This window comes from Fundicoccus sp. Sow4_D5 (genome assembly GCF_052116365.1).
In the GTDB taxonomy this organism is placed as follows: domain Bacteria; phylum Bacillota; class Bacilli; order Lactobacillales; family Aerococcaceae; genus Fundicoccus.
In genome coordinates this window covers 1-21,227 of sequence record NZ_JBQKLF010000018.1, presented here as the reverse complement: position 1 = coordinate 21,227, position 21,227 = coordinate 1, and the positions used below count along the sequence as shown (strand labels likewise).

Genomic DNA, 21,227 nt, shown 5'->3' with positions numbered 1-21,227 from the left:
TGAGAGTTCGCTTAGAAAAAGTGTCCAAAGATGGTGAATAATTCGGTGAATTTAATTTTACCAGAGAATCTGATTTTAATTATCCCACTCGCGATCTGAGTGGTCACATTAAAGTTTTAATTGTTCCACTCAAACTCCGAGTGGGACAATTAGTATGGATTACATAGCGAGTGTGAGAGTTCGCTTAGAAAAAGTATCCAAATATGACGAAAAATCCAGTGAATTTAATTTTTACCAGAGAATCTGATTCTATTTGTCCCACTCGCGATCTGAGTGGTCACATTAGAGTTTTAATTGTTCCACTCAAACTCCGAGTGGGACAATTAGAACGGATTACATAGCGAGTGTGAGAGTTCGCTTAGAAAAAGTGTCCAAAGATGGTGAATAATTCGGTGAATTTAATTTTACCAGAGAATCTGATTTTAATTATCCCACTCGCGATCTGAGTGGTCACATTAGAGTTTTAATTGTCCCACTCAAACTCCGAGTGGGACAATTAGAAGCAATCTTAAAAAATAAAGCTGAATGAGTGTTCATTATCCATTGGATATATTAAAACAACACAAAATCCACCAAACCCCACCAAACCCCATCAAATCAGTATTCTTAAAATTATCTTACCAAACCGGCCGATAGTTATTGACTTTCAAATTAGAATTAGATAAGATTTATGTAAAGTTTCTAATGAAGTTTGGACAAATAGATAGGTCCTTTGATGAAAGAGAATTTGCGGTAGCTGGAAAGCAAAGCATCAAAGCCTATGAAAACACAGCCAGGCACGAGTCATTGCGGTAGTTCCGTTATCACTGGAGTTTTATACTCGCTGAGGTTGCGATTGTGAGAAAGCAACGAATGAAGGTGGAATCACGTCTCGACGTCCTTTAATCCGAATGGATTGGAGGGCTTTTTTTTATTAGAAAAGGACAGAAAGGAAAGAAGCAATGGATAATCAAATGATTTTAAAGCAGATTCAACTAGTCTCTCGCTATATGCAGCTGCTAGCAAATGAAGGCTATCAACTTATCGATTTAAATATGGTCGAACCGTTTCAAATCGAGACCAAAAACATTCATCCTGACAGCATTGTCTTTGAAAGAAACCAACAACTATTTGCCTTAAGGAGCGACTGGACGCGCAGTATACTGAACTACAATCAGAGTTTCCAATTGTCCCAACAAAAATTTGCTTATTTTGGTCCGGTTCTGCGTGAGTTTCAAACGCAAAACCAAGCAGGAGTCGAACTCTTTCGTCCGACACTGGATGAAATGTTGGCGAGTATTGAGCTGCATTTGGAGTTTGTGGCGAACGTTAGTAAGTCAGATTTTACGGTATTGGTTGTCAATAATGATGAATTATTAGATCGCTGTATCAAACACTATCAGCTCGGTGAAAACGTCAAACAACTCGTTGTCGACAAGAATTTATCGACTTTGAAAGACCAATTGGGCGACAAACATCCTTTATACCAGTTGATGAAAGCACCGGTCAGTCAACAGTTTGATAGGGTCAACGAACTGTTTGGAAACTGTCAAGAAATGAAGATGATTCATCAATTGAAAGAAAAAATGCAAGAAAGTGGTACGCGATTTGTCTTAGACTTATCGTTTCGTTCACCGCAAAGTTATTATAATGGCTTTTACTTTCAAGCTTTCCTCAGCGAGAATACCCCCATATTATCGGGTGGCCAGTATGCTGAAGGAGCGTTTGGTATCGGTATTAACTTATCTAAGGGAGGACTTTTATGATAACAGTGGCACTTTCAAAAGGACGTCTGTTTAAAGATTTTATCAAATTTCTAGAAGCCCGCGAACTCACAGACTATGCACAAGCGCTAAAGGAAGAAGGACGCTACTTATTTAGAAACGTAGGGAATGTGAAATTTATTTTTGCTAAAGGAACAGATGTGCCGACCTATGTCGAACAAGGCATTGCGGATTTAGGTATTGTCGGATTGGATATAATTACGGAAAATCGTTTCAATGTGCTGAATGTATCGCAATTACCTTTTGGTAAATGTCGCTTAGCGATTGCAGGTCCTGACCAGCAAAGTGAAAAGGACATAAGAGTAGTGGCGACAAGCTTCACGAATATTAGCCAGCAATACTTTAACCAACAGCGTCAAGATGTGCGTTTGATTCACTTAAATGGTTCAGTCGAACTGGCGCCAATCTTAGGTTTAGCGGATGCCATCGTAGATATCGTTCAAACAGGCTCGACCTTGAAGGAAAATAACCTACGTGAATACCATACAATCATGACCGTACAAGCGCGTCTGATTGCCAACAAGCAAGCATTTTACTTAAAAGAAACAGACTTGTATCAATTTATGGAAGAGATTGGAGTGGTTTAATGAAAGCCCAAGCATTTATCGCCCAGTTCCAACAACAAACCGCACGAGCGAAGCGTTCAACTATCAAGCAAATGTTAGACGTTCAAAATATTCTGGATGACGTCATTGAGAAAGGGGATCAAGCCTTAATTGACTATACGCAACGTTTTGACCACCAAAACTTGAGCCAAAGTCAATTAAAAGTCACGCCCCAACAACTCAAAGATAGCTGGGATGCCCTAGACGATGATTTACAGGCAGCTCTGAAGTTAACCAAAGAACGGATTGAAGCATATGAAAAACGAGTGCTTTATCAAGATAATATAGGCGAGGAACTTAGCTATGTTTACCGTCCAATTGAAAGGGTCGGTGTCTATGTGCCCGGCGGAACAGCCCTATACCCGTCCAGCGTTTTGATGACAATCGTCCCCGCTTTAGTGGCAGGCGTCGAAGAAATCGTGGTAACAACACCGGTCTTTCAAGACACAAGCATAACTTTTGCGGCTCTTTATTTATGTGGTGTAACGGAACATGTTTACCGTGTCGGTGGCGCGCAAGCTATTGCGGCTTTAGCTTATGGAACCGAGAGCATTTTGAAAGTCGATTTAATCTGTGGACCTGGTAATGCCTATGTCGCAATGGCCAAACGCTTAGTTTTTGGCGATGTCGGAATCGACAGTATTGCGGGACCGAGCGAAATTTTATTGTATGTCGATGAGACTGCACCGGTTGATGCGGTTGTCTACGATATTTTTGCCCAAGCGGAACACGATGCTAATGCCCGAACCTTCCTCTTTAGCGAATCGGCTAGCTACGTTGAGGTAATTGAACAAAGACTACAAGAGTTATTACCACACCAAAAACGAGCGGCGATTATCGAAGCCTCACTTCAAAATAATCACTACCAAGTGGTCGATAAGCGCGAGCAGTTACTCGAAGCGCTCAATTATATTGGTGCAGAGCATGTTTCAATCCAGCACCGCGATGAAGACGCCATAGCCGAAGCAGTTGCGTATGCAGGTGCGGTGTTCAAGGGCTACTATTCGATGGAAGCGATTGGTGATTATATTGCCGGCCCTTCGCATGTGTTGCCGACTAATCGCAATGCGCGCTTTAACCACGGTCTTAATGCGAATGATTTTAGAACGAGCCATGCGATTATTAATTTGCACGAACAGACTTTTCGACACATTGCGCCAGCAGCTGAGCGTCTTGCGGCTGCCGAAGGACTCGACTGCCACCAACGATCGATTAGTATCAGAAGGGAAGAAAGTAAATGACTTACATGATTAACCGTAACACCAGTCCGACGCGCCCTTTAACGGACCAGCAATTACAAGAGATTATCCTTAAGACTAATATTCACCTTTACCCCGAGGCAGAACTTGGCCGCTTTAAACAACTGTATGCGGACTATAATCAGTTGGAACCAGCTCAAATTGAATTGGCGAACGGCTCGGATGATTGGCTACAGAAGATTATGATCCAGTTTGGGGCAGGTGGCGTGTTGACGATTGACCCAGATTTCTTTATGTATCAAGAGTATGCCCAGCAACTTGATCGGCCATTCTGGCAAGTCTCTTGCGACGAGCAGTTCAAATTTTCGCTCGAAAAAATTGTTGACGCGCTTCATGAGAAAAAGCCATCGGTTTTATTTGTATCCAATCCACAAAACCCAACTGGCGAACAATTTGCGCCAGAATTTCTGCAGCGCCTAGCTGACGAAATGGATGCCATCGGGGGCCACTTCGTGATTGACGAAGCCTACATTGAATTTGGTAGTGACTATACACGTCCTGAAAACGAGAACGTCATCATTGTGAGAACTCTGAGCAAAATATTTGGCTTAGCAGGACTGCGATTGGGAATTGCGATCGCCAAAGGTGAGACGTTTGAGCGGCTCACAAAAATAAATCACCCCTACCCTGTCAACAACTTGGCGTTGAACATTGCGAGCGCCCTGTTCGAAGAGCGCGAGCGCTTGGAAGAGTGGCTGACTTACCAAAGGGCTTGTCAATTGGCTTTAGTCGAGACTTTACACTGCGTCAGTGATTTGGTGACGGTGAAGGAAACAAATTGTAACTTTGTTTTCACTTATGGAGTTAAAGCGAAGCGTTTAGGTAAATTTCTCGAAGAACGTGGCTTTGTGGCTCGGATGTATGACGTGCCGCTTTTGAAAGATGTGGTACGATATTCGATTATGGATTTAGCCTTGTATCCGGAATTTAAGGCTTTGTTATTAGAATGGAGGGAGCAATTTGTTTAAGAAGGAACGTATAACACTTGAGACGCAGTTGCGTTGTGCTTTAGCTTTGGGTTCGAAGCTTGAACAGGCGGAGGCCAAGGTTGAAACAGGTGTTGGTTTTTTGAATCATATGTTGACCTTATTTAATTTTCATTCGGGTTTGGCTTTTAGTGTTGAGGCTCAAGGTGATACAGAGGTGGATGATCATCATACGGTTGAAGATATTGGGATTGTCTTAGGTGAGTTGTTACGTGATTTATATCGTAGTTTGCCAAGTTATCAGCGTTACGGGAGCTTTTATTTGCCGATGGATGAGTCTTTGGCTCGCGTCGTTTTGGATTTGTCAGGGCGTCCACATTTGAGTTTCAATGCAGAATTTAGCAAGGATACGGTGGGGTCTTTTGATACAGAGTTGGTTGAGGAGTTTTTCAATGCGGTGGCGATGAATGCTCGCATGACTTTGCATATCGATTTGTTGAAAACAGGCAATACGCATCACGAGATTGAAGCGGTTTTTAAAGGGTTCGCACGTGCGTTGAAGATGGCTTTGGAACCCAGAGAAGGCGGCGTGCCTTCATCTAAAGGGCTGATTGCGTAAGCTCTGGTCTTGTAAACAAAAAAGAGGAGGTCATAAGGTGAAGATTATTCCAGCGATTGATTTAATTGAGGGGCAGAGTGTCCGTTTAACACAGGGGGATTACGAGGATAAAATATTAATGCCCAAAACGCCACAAGAAGCGGTGGCTTATTACAGTCAATTCCCGCAAGTGGCCCGGATTCATGTGGTGGATTTAATGGGGGCTTTACAACAAGAGGCAGTTGAGTCTTTGATTATTCAAGAGATTAAACAGTTGACTGATTTACCATTAGAAATTGGTGGTGGCTTAAGAAATCACCAAACTATTGCAAAATATGATAAAATGAAGATAGATTATTTCATTCTTGGTTCACGTGCGATTCTTGACGTCGACTGGTTAAAATCAGTCGTTGACTTGTATCCTAAGCGAGTCTTTGTAGGCTTGGATGCCCGCGGTGAGGATATTTACGTGAACGGTTGGAAGGAGAAGAGTGGTCGACAATTAATTGAGTATATGGCAGAAATTGAAGCATTAGATCTTGCAGGAATTATTTATACGGATATCAATCGTGACGGTATGGAAGCTGGTCCAAATGTCGAACGGACTGCACAACTTCAACAGTCAACGCGTCATTTAGTCGTGGCGAGTGGTGGGGTAAGAAATCAAGCAGACTTAAGCGAATTGGCAGCAGCTGGTGTAACAGAGGCTATCGTTGGTAAAGCTGCTCAAAATGATGAATTCTGGAAAGGACTCGAGTAATATGGAAAAAATTATACCTTGTTTAGATACAAGACACGGTCAATTAGTAAAAGGGATCAATTTCTTAAACATGCAACATTTAGGAGATCCGATCACATATGCAAAGAAATATTCAGACGCTGGTGCGGATGAGTTAGTGGTATTGGATATTGCGCGAACAATCGATGAATTACAAATGCGTACAGATATGGTGAAAGAAATCATTGCAGTCACAAACATCCCTGTGACAGTGGGGGGCGGCATAGCTTCACTTGATGAAGTTGAATTAGCTTTAACCGCGGGTGCTCACTCGGTCGCTATGAACTCGGCAGCTGTACGTAATCCAGACTTAATTAATGATATTGCTGCTAAATACGGTTCCGAACGCTTAACAATTGCCGTGGATATTTCTTTTGATGAAGAAAAAGGTGATTACTTTATCTATACACACGGTGGTCAAAGACAAGTAGACATCAAAGCCTTCGATTGGATCAAAGAATGTGAAACACGAGGGGCCGGGCGACTACTGATTACAAGTATCGATCATGATGGCGTAAAAAACGGCTTTGACGTCGACTTCTTAAAACAAGCCAAAGAATTAGTGAACATCCCAATCATCGCAAGTGGTGGAGCAGGAAATGCTCAAGACTTTGTCGACTTATTCGATAAAACTGGCGTTGAAGGTGGCTTAGCTGCTTCAATTTTCCACCGTGATGAATTATCAATTCAAGATGTGAAAGATGCCTTATCTGTAAAAGGGGCTGAATAATCTCTTGAAGAGCATTAACTTTGAAAAAGGCGAGGGTTTGGTGCCGGCAATCTTACAAGATGATCGTACCGGTCAAGTCTTGATGTTAGGCTACATGAATCAGGAAGCTTATGATAAGACACGTGAAGAAGGGGTCGCTTGGTTTTACTCGCGTTCGAAAGAACGTCTATGGAAGAAGGGTGAATCGAGCGGTCACATTCAAGAAGTCGTGTCAATCGACGTCGACTGTGACCAAGATACTTTACTGGTGCGAGTGAAACCTTTGGGTCCAACGTGTCATACTGGTACACAGAGTTGTTTCGGCGATCAGTCCTTTAATTTAGCCATCCTTGAACAGACGATTGCGGCTAAAATAGCCAATCCTCAAGAGGGGTCTTACACGAAGTATTTAATTGACGAAGGGTTAGACAAAATCTTAAAAAAATGTGGCGAGGAAATGACCGAAGTGGTGTTGGCAGCTAAAAATAAGGATAAAGAGGAGCTGATTGACGAAAGCAGTGACTTACTTTATCACTTTTTAGTTCTCTTGCAAGCACAAGGTGTTCAATTGAAAAATGTCGAAGCCAAATTAGCTGAGCGTCATGGGCTGCCGCAAGAGTATTCGATTCGTCAAGGCATTAACGAATGGTAAGTCATCACATAGAGGGAGAGTCAGTCATATGCGGTTTTACGATCAACATTGTCATACCCAATTGTCTTTCGATAGTGAAGCCAGTCCTTGGGATTATGCCAAACTGGGCCTAGAAGTGCTGACTTTTACAGAACATTTAGATTTGGATAATCCAGTCTCAAAAGGTCAAGATGATATTCCTAATTTTGAGCAAACCTTAGCTTGGCAAGAGACGTTTTCTAAAGAGTATGGGAGTCAATTGTTGTTAGGGGTAGAAGTAGGTTATGCACCGGGACAAGGCCAACGTTTACGCGAGTTTCTGGCCTCTTATGACTTTGATATTCAGTTGCTAAGTTGCCATCATAATCTCGTTTATGACTACATGGACACAGCCAAACATTCGGACAAACTCGATGAACCGATTGAGAGGATGGATCAGTATGTAGCGCAATTGTTAGAAGCACTTCAAGAGCTTCCCGATGTGCAAATACTAGCGCATTTTGATTACGGTTTTCGTGTGCATGATGTGTCGACAGAATGGATTATTGAACGGTACGGCGACCAATTGACTGAGGTCTTTAAACGTTGTATCTCCCAGAATATCGCCTTTGAACTCAATAGCAAAAGCATTTATAAATATGATAAATTAGCTTTGTACCGTTGGGCGATTCCACTTTATAAGGATTTGGGAGGGCGATTGTTTACTTTAGGCTCTGATGCTCATGAGGTGGCAGATTATCAACTAGCGTTCGACCAACTGAAAGCACTTTTGCTTGAGTTTGATATTCAAGAGGTGACATTATTTGAAGCGAAAGCACCCCGCCTAGTGGGTCTGGATACATTAACGTTTAAACATTAAAGAAAAGCACTTGGTAGCGTCTTGAGATGTTCCCCTTTAGAAGATTACTGTTTTAGTGTCTACTTAAGGAACATTACATTCAGCCGTCCAAGTGCTTTTGTTGTATGGAATTGCGGAGGGAGTGACAGTACTGACTGATAAATAAATAGTCAGCTTGAAGAAACAGAAGCAGAAGTTGATGATGATGTGGTAATCAGTTAGCGCGCTGAATCCACTGTAAAATGTCCGCCATTAAACCGGTGCCACAATTGATGGGCAACTAAAGGAGACAAACCGCTGCCACCACTCCACAACCGCACTATACCACAGCCAGCCGCACGTACGACTTTCACCAGCCAAATAAAAAAAGCCCATAGGGCTTTTTTTATTTTATTCCATTAAGTTCTTGATGTCTTGAGTCAACTTTTCAACTCTCAGTTGAGTGGCTGTCGCTTCATTCGTTTGAGTCAATATTAAACGATAAGATTCAACCTCTAAAACTGTGTCGAGCGTATCTTGGCTCGGAATAATTTCAGACTTAAAGGTAAAGTAACCACCAATCGTGTCAACTTCGTTACTCGTAATAATCGTCCCAAATTTCTCGTTGAAATCATTGATATTCATTAAGCCATTCACCAACCAAGTCGATTCATCTACTTGATTAACCCTGTCATCATGTAGGACAATATCATGTTCATCGTAAATTTCACCAACAATCTCTTCAATAATATCCTCTAAAGTAACCAAACCTACCGTTTGACCATACTCATCCTTAACAATGGCAATATGATTGCTCGTCTGTTGAATTTGAGAAAATAAATCATCCAATAATAAAGTTTCAGGAATCTTCAAGGGATCATGGGCTAAATCCTTAATGTCTACCTGGCGAAAATCACCCACTAAGACACTCGCACGCAAATAATCCTTCACAAGCAGTACACCAAGGATGTTATCTTTATCATCTTGATAGACTGGAATACGAGAGTAAACTGAATTCACAATTAATTCATGAATCGTCTCAGCATCTGTATCGATATCAATCATCATCGACTGACTACGAGGCACCATCACCTCGCGAACTGAACGACGATTCAACATCAGGACACCTTGCATCATCCCAACTTCTTCCGTTTCCAAAGCACCTTCTTGCCCCCCGCGAATTACAATCTCCTTGATATTCGAGAAGGTTAATTTTTCATCTTGGTTAGAAAAATCAATCGGTAATAAAGCTTGGAAAAATGCTAAAGTCTTAGTCAAAAACCAAACAACCGGCTTGAAGACTGTATAGATCACATTTAAAATCCGTGCCGAAAAAGTCGAATATTGCTCTGGAATCGCTTGACCAATTGACTTGGGCAACAATTCACCAAAAATCAACGTTAACAACGTCACAAGCAAAGAAATCACTAAAGACGCACCTTGGTCCCCAATGTAAGGGGCTAAAAACCGCGACAAACCACTCGTTGCAAACGATGCATTCAACGTTCCGATTAGCGTAATTGCCACTTGCACGACAGCTAAGACCCGGTCTTGATTATGGTACAACTTGAGGGCCAACTTCGCCTTCGCGCTGCCTGCTTGAGCCTTTTTTTCTAACTTATTCTGATTTGCAGTAATAAACGCCATCTCTGAACCAGAGAAAAACCCGTTTAAAAGCGTAAACAAAACAAGTAAAGTGATGGGAAATAACATAAATTGCTCCTTTAATAATATGATAAACCGTAATAGTCTTGACTACATTATAATCGAAAATCAAACAAATACCTAAACAAACACTGCAAAAATAGGACAATAATTTGCCCAGCAAAATTACGAAGCAAGAAAGTTCACCAAGCGCCTATAAACGGATACCAAACGCAGTCAATCGCGCACAAAAAGCTTCTCGGAAACCACCAAAAAAGTTTCGATAAGCTGTTTCTTGAAAAGACCAGCCCTAGTTGGAATTCAATGCCGCGTGATCGGTTAAAATGTTCCTCGTTAAAGTAATCACCTTCTCATTAAAGTCTTGTTGAGCTAAGGAGTTCTCCCGGTGGTTATTAATTATTAAACTGATATAAAATTTAGGAGCATTTTCTAAACGGACTTTAATAAGTGGTGTATCTCGACTGACTAAAATTTCTGACATAAAAGCGATAAAGTCAGTTGACTGGGCAATTGTCTGCAAGGTTTTAATCTCTTTTGCGTAAATAATACTATTTTCAGCAATCTTGTTTTCTGTGGCCCATTTATCAAAAATCCGCTGATGAGAATAGCCTTCAGATAGTGAAATGAAGACACTCTCGCGTACATCCTCAATGCTGACTGATTCACGACTAGCAAAAGGATGACTAGGCGACACCCATAAAGAAACATCATGAGCCGTAATCGGAATCTGATCAATATGGGAATCTTCCAAACACTCGCTATCATGTCCCACAATCGCTAGAGGAACTTTCTCTTGTTGAACCATCTTGTACATTGCGTCAGAACTTTCTTCTTCAACTAATCGAAGTAATTTCGCATTGTCACCAATTTCTGTCAAATAGACAGGCAGAAAGCGACTGCCGATTGTTGGCAAGTAACCCAAATAAATGGTTTCAGAACGGGCATCATTAATTGTTTGCTTGGTTGTTTCAAGAATATTTAAGACTTCAGAGGCACTTTTATAGAGAATATCTCCAGCAGAAGTCAATTTTATCCGTCGCAACGACTTGCGTCGATCAATTAATTTAGCATCTAATTCTTCTTCTAAACGTTTAAGAGCCATCGAAATAGAAGGCTGGGAAACAAAAAAATGTTCCGCAGTTGCCGTGAAGCTTAAGCTTTCTGACAAATGTTTGAAGTAAGTTAAGTCTTGAATATTCATACAATTTTTTCCTCCTTGATAAATAATATACAAAGTCTATATCAATCAATCTGATTGTGTCATGACATATTTAATTTAATGAATAGACAAGCATTCTTTGAAAACACCACTACTGTCATGACAATGATAAATCGAATGATCAACGCGCTTTTGTGAGCACTATAACATAAATAAATCAAATGACGTTAGGTGGGGTATAAATAATATTTATCATAACATAAGCAGTCAATATTAAACAGTCGAACGTTTCTGTGCTATTATGCAATTAAGGAAAAGCGCTTTCGAATGTTTTTGAAAATTAAAGATTATTAGGAGAGATAGTCGTGAAGATGATCATGCAATTGTTCTGGATAATTCTATTTTCTCTATTAGGTGAATTTGTGTCGGTGCTTATTGCACCCTTTGTCGCAATACCTGCTAGTGTAATTGGAATGGTCCTATTGTTCTTGGCTTTACACTATAATGTGCTAAAAATGAGCCAAGTTGATGAAGTAGGCACGTGGCTAACAGATAATATGGCGATTCTATTTGTTCCAGCTGGAGTAGGCTTGATGACAAATTTTGATGTATTAGCAAGTTCTTGGTTACAGCTTTTGATTATCATGTTTGTAACCACCATCTTAATGATGATATTTGTAGGTAAGTTAGTACAAACGCTTATGTACAAAGGTGAAAAAATAGAAAGCGGGGAGGAGTAGTGTGTTAAATACATTAATGGACAGTGCGTATTTATGGCTAAGCTTAACTATTGGCTTTTATGTGTTAGCCGCTCAAATATATAAACGCCTACCAATTCCACTGTTTAACCCGTTGTTATTCTCAATTGTGATGATTATCATTCTATTGTTAGTCGCAAAGATCCCTTATGAGACTTATGAAGCAGGCGGCAAGGTGATTGCGATTTTCGTCACACCAGCAACTGTAAGTTTGGCGATTAAGTTGGAAAAGAATATAATCTATTTACAAAAAAACGTCAAAGCAATTCTATTAGGTATCTTTTCAGGTGTTATCTTACATACCTTGATGATTGGTATATTCGGCATCCTATTCAAGTTTGACTTAGCAATGGTGGGCACACTATTTCCTAAATCAATTACAACAGCCATTGCAATTGGTGTATCTGAATCATTAGGTGGTCACGTTTCCCTAACAGTTGCGGTCGTCGTATTTACAGGTATTATTGGAGCGGTTATTGGACCGACGATTATGAGATGGACCGGTATTACAGATCCAGTGGCTCAAGGTGTCGCAATGGGGTCTTCAGCTCATGCGATGGGAACATCTAAAGCGATTGAAATGGGGGAAGTTCAAGGAGCGATGGCTAGTTTATCAATCGTTGTGACAGGCATTACCATCGTTATTCTTGCACCATTCGCTCAACCAATCATCAATTTACTCTTTGGTTAAAACAAGTTACTTTATAAACCGTAATGAATAAACAGTAGTGAATAAAAGTTTGGAGGGAAATTTATTATGTCAGAAAAAAAATTATACGCAGCCCCAACGGTGATTCAAGATATTGAAGTGATTAATACTTATGAATTAGAAGATAGAGCACGTGAAGTAATGCCTAACGGCGGTTTTGGTTATGTCTCGGGTGGTTCCGGGGACGAATATACATTACGTCAAAATACTAAAGCTTGGGATGCCAAAGGTATCTTACCACGTGTCTTATCAGACGTTGAATATCCTGATACATCAACTAAAATTTTCGAACATGAAATTAAAGTGCCTTTTATTATGGCGCCAATCGCTGCTCATGGTTTAGCACATGAAACGAAAGAAGCTGGAACAGCTAAAGGTGTTTCAGAATTCGGAACAATCATGTCAATTAGTGCCTACTCAGGTGCTAAATTTGAAGAAATCGAAGAGGGGCTAAACGGTAGTCCACGTTGGTTCCAAATTTACATGAGTAAAGATGATGAGTTCAACAAGAATATCATTGATGAAGCTAAAGCAGACGGTGCCACAGCGATTATTTTAACAGCAGATGCAACATTAAGTGGAAATCGTGAAACGGATATCCGTAATAAATTCGTCTACCCATTCGGTATGCCAATCGTTTCTCGTTATTTAACGGGATCAGGTGAAAACATGTCATTAAACAACATCTACGCTCAATCTAAACAGAAAATTTCTCGAGATGACGTGAAATTCTTAAAAGACTATTCTGGTTTACCCGTCTTTGTTAAAGGAATCCAATCACCTGATGATGCGTTATTAGCAATCGGAGCAGGTGCTGACGGAATTTGGGTATCTAATCATGGTGGTCGTCAATTGGATGGTGCGCCCGGTTCGTTCGAAACATTAGAGGGCATCGCTAAAGCAGTGGCTGGTCGTGTGCCAATTGTCTTTGACTCAGGTGTGCGTCGTGGAGAGCATATCTTTAAAGCTTTAGCGAGTGGTGCGGACATTATCGCTTTAGGTCGTCCTGTATTATATGGTTTAGCATTAGGTGGCTGGAAAGGTGTTCGTTCAGTATTAGAGTACTTCGAAAAAGACTTAATCCGTGTGATGCAATTAGCTGGAACACAAACAATTGAAGATGTTAAGAAAACGGAGTTGTTTGACAACCTCCACTAAAAGACGCACTCATTATGAACAAATTGTCTCTGGCGCATAAACTACGCGGGAGGCTTTTTGTTTGCGTATCTTTTTAATGCTTATTATAATAAATGTAATAACCTAATATAAATAGAAAGAGGCGATTTTAATGTCAGAAGAAAAATTCGATGCAAAACTAGACCAAGCATCAGGTAAGGTCAAAGAAACAGTCGGTAAAGCAACTGGAGATAAACGAACAGAAGCAGAAGGCAAATCAGAACAAGCAGCAGGTAAAGCTAAAGAATTTGTCAGTGATGTGAAAGAAAGTATCGATGGTGCGGTTGAAGGCGTTAAAGACGCCTTTGATAAAGACGACAGAAAGAAATAATTGACTAACAACAATCTTCTTCGGAAGGTTGTTTTTTTATTATAAAAAATACATGAAATTTTAAGTATTTTTCATCGGGATACCTTTCACAAACAAACTGTTTTAATACAGAGTGCGATTGAAGTGTGCTTGCGTAAAGCTTGACAATATCGAGAAAGTCTATAAAAAAACAGATCGAATATATTGATGGCGCTTTCTCACCTCTTCTTTTCCTTGTTGTTATATAACAGAAGAGGTGCTATGATTTACTCATGAGATGTTTCATAAGTAAATGTAAAATTAAAAGGAGTGTTAAGATTGTTGTCATTTATTGGTGGAGTTGTCATGCTTATTTTGGGCTATGTATTGTATTCTCAAGTCATTGTTAGAAACTTTGGTGTAGAAGTTGAAAGAGAAACACCAGCCTATGTGCTAGAAGATGGTAGTGATTTTGTGCCGATGTCAGAACAGAAAAACTGGCTGATTCAATTGCTGAATATTGCTGGAACTGGACCGATATTCGGACCAATTATGGGTGCTTTATATGGGCCAGTCGCCTTTATTTGGATTGTTATTGGGAATATATTTGCAGGAGCTGTTCATGATTATTATTTAGGGATGATTTCCTTGAGAAACAATGGCGATCATTTGCCCGCATTAGCAGGAAAATATTTAGGTAATTCTATGAAACATATTGTGAACGTTTTCGCTTCTTTATTACTACTGTTAGTGGGGACCGTTTTCGTCACCTCTCCAGCTTCGCTCTTGGCAAACTTAACGCCGAGCTTTATGGGTCGGTGGTTCTGGATTGTTATTATTTTTGTTTATTATTTTCTTTCAACCATTCTACCGATCGATAAAATTATTGGTAGAATTTACCCAATTTTTGGGGCAATCTTACTGTTATCGTGCGTAGGTGTTTTAGTGACCTTAGTGACAAGTGGGAATATTGTTAATGTACCAGAAATTTCTTTACAGAATATGCATCCTGCAGGAGCATCAATCATTCCAGGCATCTTCTTTACTATTTCTTGTGGGGCCATGTCAGGTTTCCATGCGACACAAAGTCCAATCATTTCACGTACAATCCAAAAAGAAGGTCAAGGCCGTTGGGTATTTTATGGTGCAATGATTACAGAAGGAATTATTGCGATGATTTGGGCTGCGGCGGCTATGGCTTTATTTGACCGTGTCGATTTGAGTGAAATTATTAAAACGGGAACAGCTTCAGCTGCCGTTAGTGATATTTCAATGAGATTACTTGGACCAATCGGTGGAACGATTGCCATTCTAGGGGTGATTGTTTTACCAATTACTTCAGGAGATACAGCTTTTCGTAGTTTACGGATGATTATTGCTGACTATATTAAAATGGAACAAAAACCATTGCGTAATCGTTTTGCCATCACTATTCCAATTATTGCCATCAGTACCGCTTTAATGTTTATTGATTTTAATATTCTATGGCGCTATTTTAACTGGGCAAACCAAGCAACAGCAGTGATTGCGCTCTTTGTTTCAACAGCTTACTTGATATATAAATCCCGAAACTTCTGGGTGACACTAATCCCTGGCATCTTCATGCTATACATGGTTGTTTTATATCTATTGACCGAACAAATAGGTTTTGGACTAGAAATGCAAGTGTCTTACTTTATTGCGACAGCTGTGACGGCGTTACTTCTGGCTATCTTCTTGCGCCATGTGGCCAAAGTGAAATCAGAATTGACGAACGATAGTCCATTGTTGAATGACCAAAAAGCCATTAGCGTACTATACCCAGAGCTGCTTTCTAAGTAAAAGTAAATAATGATCCCCTAAACACACCCACTTCAAGTAAGTGGGTGTGTTTAGTTCAGTCTTAAGTTGGTTTTTAGTTTATAAGAATAGGGTAAAATAGAGAGGAATGAGGTGATTGTATGGCAATAACAGTAAAATTAAAACAAAAAAGTGTAGGTATCAGTTTTGCGGGTGGCGGTGCAAAAAGTTTTGCCGAATTGGCTACTTTAGAAGCATTGAATGAGAAAAGTGTAAAAATTTCAGCAGTAACTGGTACATCGATGGGCGCTTTTTTGGCTGCCGGTGTAGCTTATGGCTTGTCGGTGGTTGAACTCGAACAATTAATTATAAAAACGGATAGGGTGCTGGATGACAGTGATCTATTCAAGAAGCGATCGATTTGGTTGAACTTATTGACTGTCAATCAGTCGACAGGATTAGTCCTCTCGCAGCGACTAGCAGAAGCCGTGAGTCCTTTACATGAACTTTATCGAGGAATTATGTTGTCTGAACTCCCTATGCCAATCGCCATTCCGACGGTTGATATTATCAGTGGGAAAATCCTGGTATTTACTAATCGAAAAGATTATTTTGCTCAAGAGCGAGATGGCATCCAGTGGGAGTTTTATGAAGGGGACGTGAGTGTTTTAGAGGCCTGCCTCGCTTCGAGTGCTTATCCACTCATGATTCAACCAGTGACAATTGGCGATTATCAATTGGTAGACGGCGGTGTGCTAATGAATTCGCCGGTCGTATTATTTGACCGAGCGCAAACGGAATTCGTCGTCTCAATCGGAATCAAGCGTAAAACTTACGAGGGACCGGCTTTGAAATCGAATGAAGTTGTTTTACGGGCAATGAATTTCATGATGTCTCAACAAATCGATCATTCGATTAAGGCGGCTGATGTCGTTTTGCAATTTGAGTTGACTCAGTCAACATTTTCATTTGGGCATGCGGCTGAGATTATAGCTGCCGGCAGGGAATTTATGGCGAGACATCCGTTAAATTTAAGCCCATTATATGAAAAGCAACTGAGTGAACCAAAGGGCAATTCCACGCGAAGAGAACTTTCTCAATTGAAAGAACGCATGAAAACATGGCTGCGCGAAGTGACTAGCTAAGGCCATTAATACTTAGCGGTCCTTCTACTGATTAGCTTGCCTAAATAAATAAGCCGAAAGCAGTTGTAATCCATGAGGTCACGAGATGCTTTCGGCTTATTTTTATTGTTAATTTACTGTTAGATAAAGGCTTTTACTACGACGAATAGTGGCCCCGAAAGGAACCAGAGATAGGTGAGCTAGTTTGAAAAATTGTTTTCCGAACGGAATACCAACGACTGTTAAACATAATACAAGGCCAACGATTAAATGACCAATCGCTAATTCGATACCGCCGAAAATTAACCATAGAATATTAAGTAGCAATGACCTAGCGTTGCTGTTGTGTTCTACATGTTTACCGAAAGGTGATAAACTCAAGCGAGCGATTTTAAAACATTGTAATCCAATGGGAAGACCAACAATAGTCACAGACCATAAGATACCAACAAAGGTCCAAGCAATGGCGCTTAGCAACCCACCAAATATTAACCAAATGATATTTCCTAAGAAACTCATAAATAATTTCCTCCTAAAAGGTTTAATTGTCTTTCTTAGATTGTACGCCATTTATCGACTGAATAGTACGGACCTAAGGATGAATTTTTGTCAATACTAATTGGCTTAAAGCGACGGACTAGATTATAATAAAATTAGAAAAACACCTTAAACATTAGTTTATCGTTAGAAAGTTAAGGTGAACCGAAGGGTAGGAGTGACGTAAATGGTAGACGCAGCTACAGTAATTTCTGAATTGGAACGTTTAGGTAAAGAACGTCTTAAAAAAATGTATATGAACAATGGTGCCAAAGAACCAGTGTTTGGTTGTGCAACTGGTGCAATGAAACCTTTGTCGAAACAAGTTAAAATAAATCAAAGCTTAGCGGAAGCATTATATGCAACGGGAAATTATGATGTTATGTATTTTGCAGGGATGATTGCAGAACCTAACGCGATGAGTGTCGAAGATTATGACCGCTGGATGGATCAAGCGTATTTTTATATGTTGGCAGATAATGTTGTGTCAGTTACTTTGTCAGAATCGGATATTGCCCAGGAAGTAGCGGATAAATGGATTCATTCTGGAGACGAATTACGGATGTCAGCAGGCTATAGTTGTTACTGTTGGTTACTTGGAAGTCGTAAAGATCACGAATTTGAGACAGAAAAAATCGCGGAAATGTTAGAGGAGGTAGCGGAAATTATACATGAAGCGCCCGAACGTGCCAAAGCGGCGATGAATAATTTTGTTTATACGGTCGGTGTATCTTATAAACCGTTACATGATAAAGCAAAAGAGATTGCAGCAACAATCGGCCCGGTGATTGTTAAACGTGAAAATAAAAAAGATCAACAGCTAGCTGCTTATGAAAGCATTATGAAAGAAGTAGAAAAAGACAGAATTGGTTTCAAACGCCGTTATGTGAGGTGCTAAGGCCAAGAAACGCTCGTGTGTTTGAATAGTAGGTGAATGGTCTTGATATCGCATACTAAAAAATACCCAAGCTCTATAAGTAGGGAGAGATAAAAGACGATTCATCAGTATGGAAAATATTAATTAGTTTTAAAATGAGTAACGTACAGGTGAAGGAATATCCCAGGACTAATCACTAAACCTTGACTGAAAATTTTAAAATGGGTAGAATTTTTGTATATTTTGAACGGAAAATATATTTATAAAAGGAGAAATATATATGATTGCATTTATGGGATATAGTTTAATTATTGTCTTCATGATCTTGATTATGACCAAAAAAACATCGCCATTTGTAGGCTTAGCCTTTTTGCCTATAGTGTGGGCAGTGCTAGGGCAGGGATTGGGGCTTTGGAATTTTGATATTGGTGAAGCGGCCTTTGACGGCTTAATGACAACAGCGCGAACGGGAATCATGTTATTCTTTGCTATTTACATGTTCTCATTAATGATTGATGCGGGTTTATTCGACCCTTTATCAAAGTTGATGATTCGCTATGCTAAAGGAGATCCTTTAAAAGTAATGATAGCGACAGTTGCTCTGTCAGCTGGAGTGTCATTAAACGGAGATGGAACGACTACGATGATTATCGTCTGTACGGCCTTTATACCAATTTACAAACACTTAAATATGAAGATGTTAGACTTGGCAGTTTTGACTATGACCTCACATTCGATTATTAATCTACTTCCATGGGGGGGACCTACCGCTCGAGCGATTGCAGTAATGGATGTAGATGAATCAGCGGTGATGCGTGGTTTAATACCGATGATGATTATGGCTTTAATTTACATGTTTGTGGTTTCTTATATCATGGGACGTAAAGAACGCCAACGATTGGGCGTCGCAAATCTGACGGATGAAGAATTGGAAGGCATTATGGAGATTAAAGACCCAGCAGTATTAGAATTACGCCGACCACAAAATGTTTGGATCAATGCGATCATTGCTTTGGGTGCAATTGCTTTGTTGGTTTGGGGAGGTATTCCATCTGCGATTATCTTTATGATTGGGACTGTGATTACCTTGCTAATCAATTACCCAACGGTTAAAGAACAAAAGGCGCGTATTGATGGTAATGCAGCTGAAGCAAACCAAGTGGTTATGACGGTATTTGCCGCTGGGGTATTTATGGGGATTTTACAAGCCTCAGGTATGAGTGATGCCATTGCTAGCAGCTTATTGAATATTATTCCTGAAAGCTGGAGTTTATTCTATGGTTTAATTGTGGCCTTGATTTCAGTACCAGGAACCTATTTCTTAAACAACGATGCCTTCTACTATGGCGTAATGCCAGTTTTAGCAGAAGCCGGTTTAACTTATGGCTTTACACCTTTACAGTTGACATTTGCTTCATTAATGGGACAAGCTTTCCACTTACTAAGTCCACTTGTACCATTTGTGTATGTGCTATTAGGTATGACAGAAGTGGAGATGGGACCATGGCAGAAGAAAGCTGGTTTGATTTCAATCGGAATCTTCTTGACCTACGTAATTGTAGGAGCTTTGATGGGGATTATGCCGGTCTTTATCGGTTAATAAACTAACGTGTTTTTTATAGAGTCAATTATTTTTAGGAGGATGAATATGCGTGTAACTATGATTCCAGGAGATGGGATAGGTAAAGAAATCTCGCAAGCAATGATGCAAGTGGTTGATGCGAGTGGCGCTAATATTGAATGGGATATTGTTCATGCAGGTGAAGCAGTATTAAAAGAAGTGGGAGAATTAGTGCCGGAGGCAGTTTACAAAAGTTTAGAGCGCAACCGTGTGGCAATTAAAGGCCCGATTACGACACCTATTGGAAAAGGCTACCGTAGTGTCAATGTATCGATGCGCAAAAAATATGATTTGTTCGCCAATGTTCGCCCAATTCAATCGGTAGGGAACACTCCTTCTTTATTCGAGGGATTAGATTTAGTGTTATTCCGAGAGAATACGGAAGATTTATACGCTGGGATAGAAAAACGAATATCAGATGACGAGATGCACAGTATTAAAGTAATTACGCGTGGCGCGTCCACAAGAATTGCTGAACAAGCTTTCGAGTTCGCTTTAGCAAATAACCGAAAGAAAGTGACTGTCGTCACTAAAGCCAATATTATGAAGTTAACGGATGGTTTATTTTTAGAAGTTGCGCGTGATGTTTCAAAGGCATATCCAAGCATTGAGTTTACGGAGATATTGGTCGATAATATGGCCATGCAATTAGTAATCAATCCACAACAATTTGATGTGATTTTGACAGAAAACTTATACGGAGATATTCTATCTGACCTGATGGCAGGTTTGGTGGGTGGTTTAGGCATTATCCCTGGCGCTAACCTTGGGAATGATATGGCAGTTTTTGAAGCAGTTCATGGTTCTGCACCAGATATTGCGGGTCAAGATTTAGCGAATCCTACAGCATTGATTTTAAGTGCGTGTATGATGTTAGATCACCTAGACCAACATGGGGCGGCTAAGCGCATTCGCAAAGCGTTGAATAATGTACTATCAGATACAAATAATTTCACCCGCGATTTAGGTGGAACAGTTGGAACAAAAGACTTCACTGCGAAAATAATTGAAGCACTGAACTAATGACGTAAATAGCTAAGACTCTGTTTAGAGACTGAGAACTTATGAAAGTTCTGGTTCTTTAAATAGAGCCTTTTTTTGTTAGCGTAGGATAATCGCGCTGATTAACAGAATCATCCTTAAAGTTAAAGACGCCGTGTCATCTATATGACACGTGCTGTTTGGCACATCTTCGATAAATAATCACTGTATTTGTTGCTTTTTAAGCCCGTAAAATTGAAAATACCTGCGGAATGACCCCAAGACGCCGTGTCATGTAGGTGACACGTATTGTGTGAGTGTCTAGACGCCGTGTCATCTATATGACACGTGCTGGTTGGCACATCTTCGATAAATAATCACTGTATTTGTTGCTTTTTAAGCCCGTAAAATTGAAAATACCTGCGGAATGACCCCAAGACGCCGTGTCATCTAGGTGACACGTATT

The 21,227-nt window shown here is 40.2% G+C and carries 21 protein-coding genes; 18 read left to right on the top strand and 3 right to left on the bottom strand.

Annotated elements, in window-relative coordinates:
• Positions 1–941 precede the first annotated feature (941 nt).
• From ACTQ45_RS13455 to ACTQ45_RS13415, 9 genes are read left to right on the top strand one after another with little or no spacing between them, the layout of a single operon-like run.
• The gene (locus ACTQ45_RS13455) at positions 942–1,745 is read left to right on the top strand and encodes an ATP phosphoribosyltransferase regulatory subunit (protein WP_441752683.1); all 804 of its coding nucleotides are present in this window, start codon (positions 942–944) and stop codon (positions 1,743–1,745) included.
• The gene (gene hisG, locus ACTQ45_RS13450) at positions 1,742–2,350 is read left to right on the top strand and encodes an ATP phosphoribosyltransferase (protein ID WP_441764026.1); all 609 of its coding nucleotides are present in this window, start codon (positions 1,742–1,744) and stop codon (positions 2,348–2,350) included. The genes ACTQ45_RS13455 and hisG overlap by 4 nt, the downstream gene beginning before the upstream one ends.
• Positions 2,350–3,609 carry a histidinol dehydrogenase gene (hisD, locus tag ACTQ45_RS13445; RefSeq protein WP_441752680.1) on the top strand — a complete coding sequence of 420 codons (1,260 nt, stop codon included), beginning with the start codon at positions 2,350–2,352 and terminating at the stop codon, positions 3,607–3,609. Before hisG ends, hisD begins: the two co-directional genes overlap by 1 nt.
• Positions 3,606–4,595 (top strand): aminotransferase class I/II-fold pyridoxal phosphate-dependent enzyme, encoded by a 990-nt coding sequence (locus ACTQ45_RS13440; RefSeq protein ID WP_441752678.1) that lies wholly within the window; start codon positions 3,606–3,608, stop codon positions 4,593–4,595. Before hisD ends, ACTQ45_RS13440 begins: the two co-directional genes overlap by 4 nt.
• The gene (gene hisB / locus ACTQ45_RS13435) at positions 4,588–5,172 is read left to right on the top strand and encodes an imidazoleglycerol-phosphate dehydratase HisB (RefSeq protein WP_441752676.1); all 585 of its coding nucleotides are present in this window, start codon (positions 4,588–4,590) and stop codon (positions 5,170–5,172) included. The genes ACTQ45_RS13440 and hisB overlap by 8 nt, the downstream gene beginning before the upstream one ends.
• A 37-nt stretch (positions 5,173–5,209) precedes the next feature.
• Entirely contained in the window at positions 5,210–5,911 is a 702-nt protein-coding gene (locus tag ACTQ45_RS13430) for a HisA/HisF-related TIM barrel protein (RefSeq protein WP_441752674.1), read from the top strand.
• 1 nt (position 5,912) lies between these two features.
• Positions 5,913–6,659 (top strand): imidazole glycerol phosphate synthase subunit HisF, encoded by a 747-nt coding sequence (hisF, locus tag ACTQ45_RS13425; RefSeq protein ID WP_441752672.1) that lies wholly within the window; start codon positions 5,913–5,915, stop codon positions 6,657–6,659.
• A 4-nt stretch (positions 6,660–6,663) separates the two neighbouring features.
• A complete protein-coding gene (hisIE, locus tag ACTQ45_RS13420; RefSeq protein ID WP_441752670.1) occupies positions 6,664–7,290 on the top strand; it encodes a bifunctional phosphoribosyl-AMP cyclohydrolase/phosphoribosyl-ATP diphosphatase HisIE in 627 nt (208 codons plus the stop codon).
• 28 nt (positions 7,291–7,318) lie between these two features.
• Positions 7,319–8,128 (top strand): PHP domain-containing protein, encoded by an 810-nt coding sequence (locus ACTQ45_RS13415; RefSeq protein WP_441752668.1) that lies wholly within the window; start codon positions 7,319–7,321, stop codon positions 8,126–8,128.
• Positions 8,129–8,497: 369 nt separating this feature from the next.
• Here the strand turns inward: ACTQ45_RS13415 and ACTQ45_RS13410 are convergent, their stop codons facing one another.
• Both ACTQ45_RS13410 and ACTQ45_RS13405 read right to left on the bottom strand, forming a co-directional pair.
• Positions 8,498–9,799 (bottom strand): hemolysin family protein, encoded by a 1,302-nt coding sequence (locus tag ACTQ45_RS13410; protein WP_441752666.1) that lies wholly within the window; start codon positions 9,797–9,799, stop codon positions 8,498–8,500.
• Between the two features lie 241 nt (positions 9,800–10,040).
• On the bottom strand, positions 10,041–10,952 hold the full coding sequence (locus ACTQ45_RS13405) for a LysR family transcriptional regulator (protein ID WP_441752665.1): 912 nt from the start codon (positions 10,950–10,952) through the stop codon (positions 10,041–10,043).
• A 329-nt stretch (positions 10,953–11,281) separates the two neighbouring features.
• Here ACTQ45_RS13405 and ACTQ45_RS13400 point away from each other — a divergent pair, with 329 nt between their 5' ends.
• The 6 genes from ACTQ45_RS13400 (at position 11,282) to ACTQ45_RS13375 (ending at position 16,766) form a co-directional block, all read left to right on the top strand.
• Positions 11,282–11,650 carry a CidA/LrgA family protein gene (locus tag ACTQ45_RS13400; RefSeq protein ID WP_441752694.1) on the top strand — a complete coding sequence of 123 codons (369 nt, stop codon included), beginning with the start codon at positions 11,282–11,284 and terminating at the stop codon, positions 11,648–11,650.
• Between the two features lies 1 nt (position 11,651).
• The gene (locus tag ACTQ45_RS13395) at positions 11,652–12,359 is read left to right on the top strand and encodes an LrgB family protein (protein WP_441752664.1); all 708 of its coding nucleotides are present in this window, start codon (positions 11,652–11,654) and stop codon (positions 12,357–12,359) included.
• Between the two features lie 66 nt (positions 12,360–12,425).
• Complete coding sequence (locus ACTQ45_RS13390; RefSeq protein WP_441752662.1) at positions 12,426–13,535, top strand: lactate oxidase; 1,110 nt, start codon at positions 12,426–12,428, stop codon at positions 13,533–13,535.
• A gap of 130 nt (positions 13,536–13,665) precedes the next feature.
• On the top strand, positions 13,666–13,884 hold the full coding sequence (locus ACTQ45_RS13385) for a CsbD family protein (RefSeq protein WP_441752660.1): 219 nt from the start codon (positions 13,666–13,668) through the stop codon (positions 13,882–13,884).
• 288 nt (positions 13,885–14,172) lie between these two features.
• On the top strand, positions 14,173–15,663 hold the full coding sequence (locus ACTQ45_RS13380; RefSeq protein WP_441752659.1) for a carbon starvation CstA family protein: 1,491 nt from the start codon (positions 14,173–14,175) through the stop codon (positions 15,661–15,663).
• 119 nt (positions 15,664–15,782) lie between these two features.
• Positions 15,783–16,766 (top strand): patatin-like phospholipase family protein, encoded by a 984-nt coding sequence (locus ACTQ45_RS13375; RefSeq protein WP_441752658.1) that lies wholly within the window; start codon positions 15,783–15,785, stop codon positions 16,764–16,766.
• 108 nt (positions 16,767–16,874) lie between these two features.
• Here the strand turns inward: ACTQ45_RS13375 and ACTQ45_RS13370 are convergent, their stop codons facing one another.
• Positions 16,875–17,264 carry a YccF domain-containing protein gene (locus tag ACTQ45_RS13370; RefSeq protein ID WP_441752657.1) on the bottom strand — a complete coding sequence of 130 codons (390 nt, stop codon included), beginning with the start codon at positions 17,262–17,264 and terminating at the stop codon, positions 16,875–16,877.
• Positions 17,265–17,469: 205 nt separating this feature from the next.
• Here ACTQ45_RS13370 and ACTQ45_RS13365 point away from each other — a divergent pair, with 205 nt between their 5' ends.
• The 3 genes from ACTQ45_RS13365 to ACTQ45_RS13355 all read left to right on the top strand — a co-directional run bounded on the left by ACTQ45_RS13365 (position 17,470) and on the right by ACTQ45_RS13355 (position 20,803).
• A complete protein-coding gene (locus ACTQ45_RS13365) occupies positions 17,470–18,180 on the top strand; it encodes a DNA alkylation repair protein (RefSeq protein ID WP_441752656.1) in 711 nt (236 codons plus the stop codon).
• Between the two features lie 259 nt (positions 18,181–18,439).
• Positions 18,440–19,759 (top strand): CitMHS family transporter, encoded by a 1,320-nt coding sequence (locus ACTQ45_RS13360; RefSeq protein ID WP_441752655.1) that lies wholly within the window; start codon positions 18,440–18,442, stop codon positions 19,757–19,759.
• Positions 19,760–19,807: 48 nt separating this feature from the next.
• Positions 19,808–20,803, top strand: coding sequence for an isocitrate/isopropylmalate dehydrogenase family protein (locus tag ACTQ45_RS13355; RefSeq protein ID WP_441752654.1), 996 nt, complete (start codon positions 19,808–19,810; stop codon positions 20,801–20,803).
• The last annotated feature ends 424 nt before the right edge of the window (positions 20,804–21,227 follow it).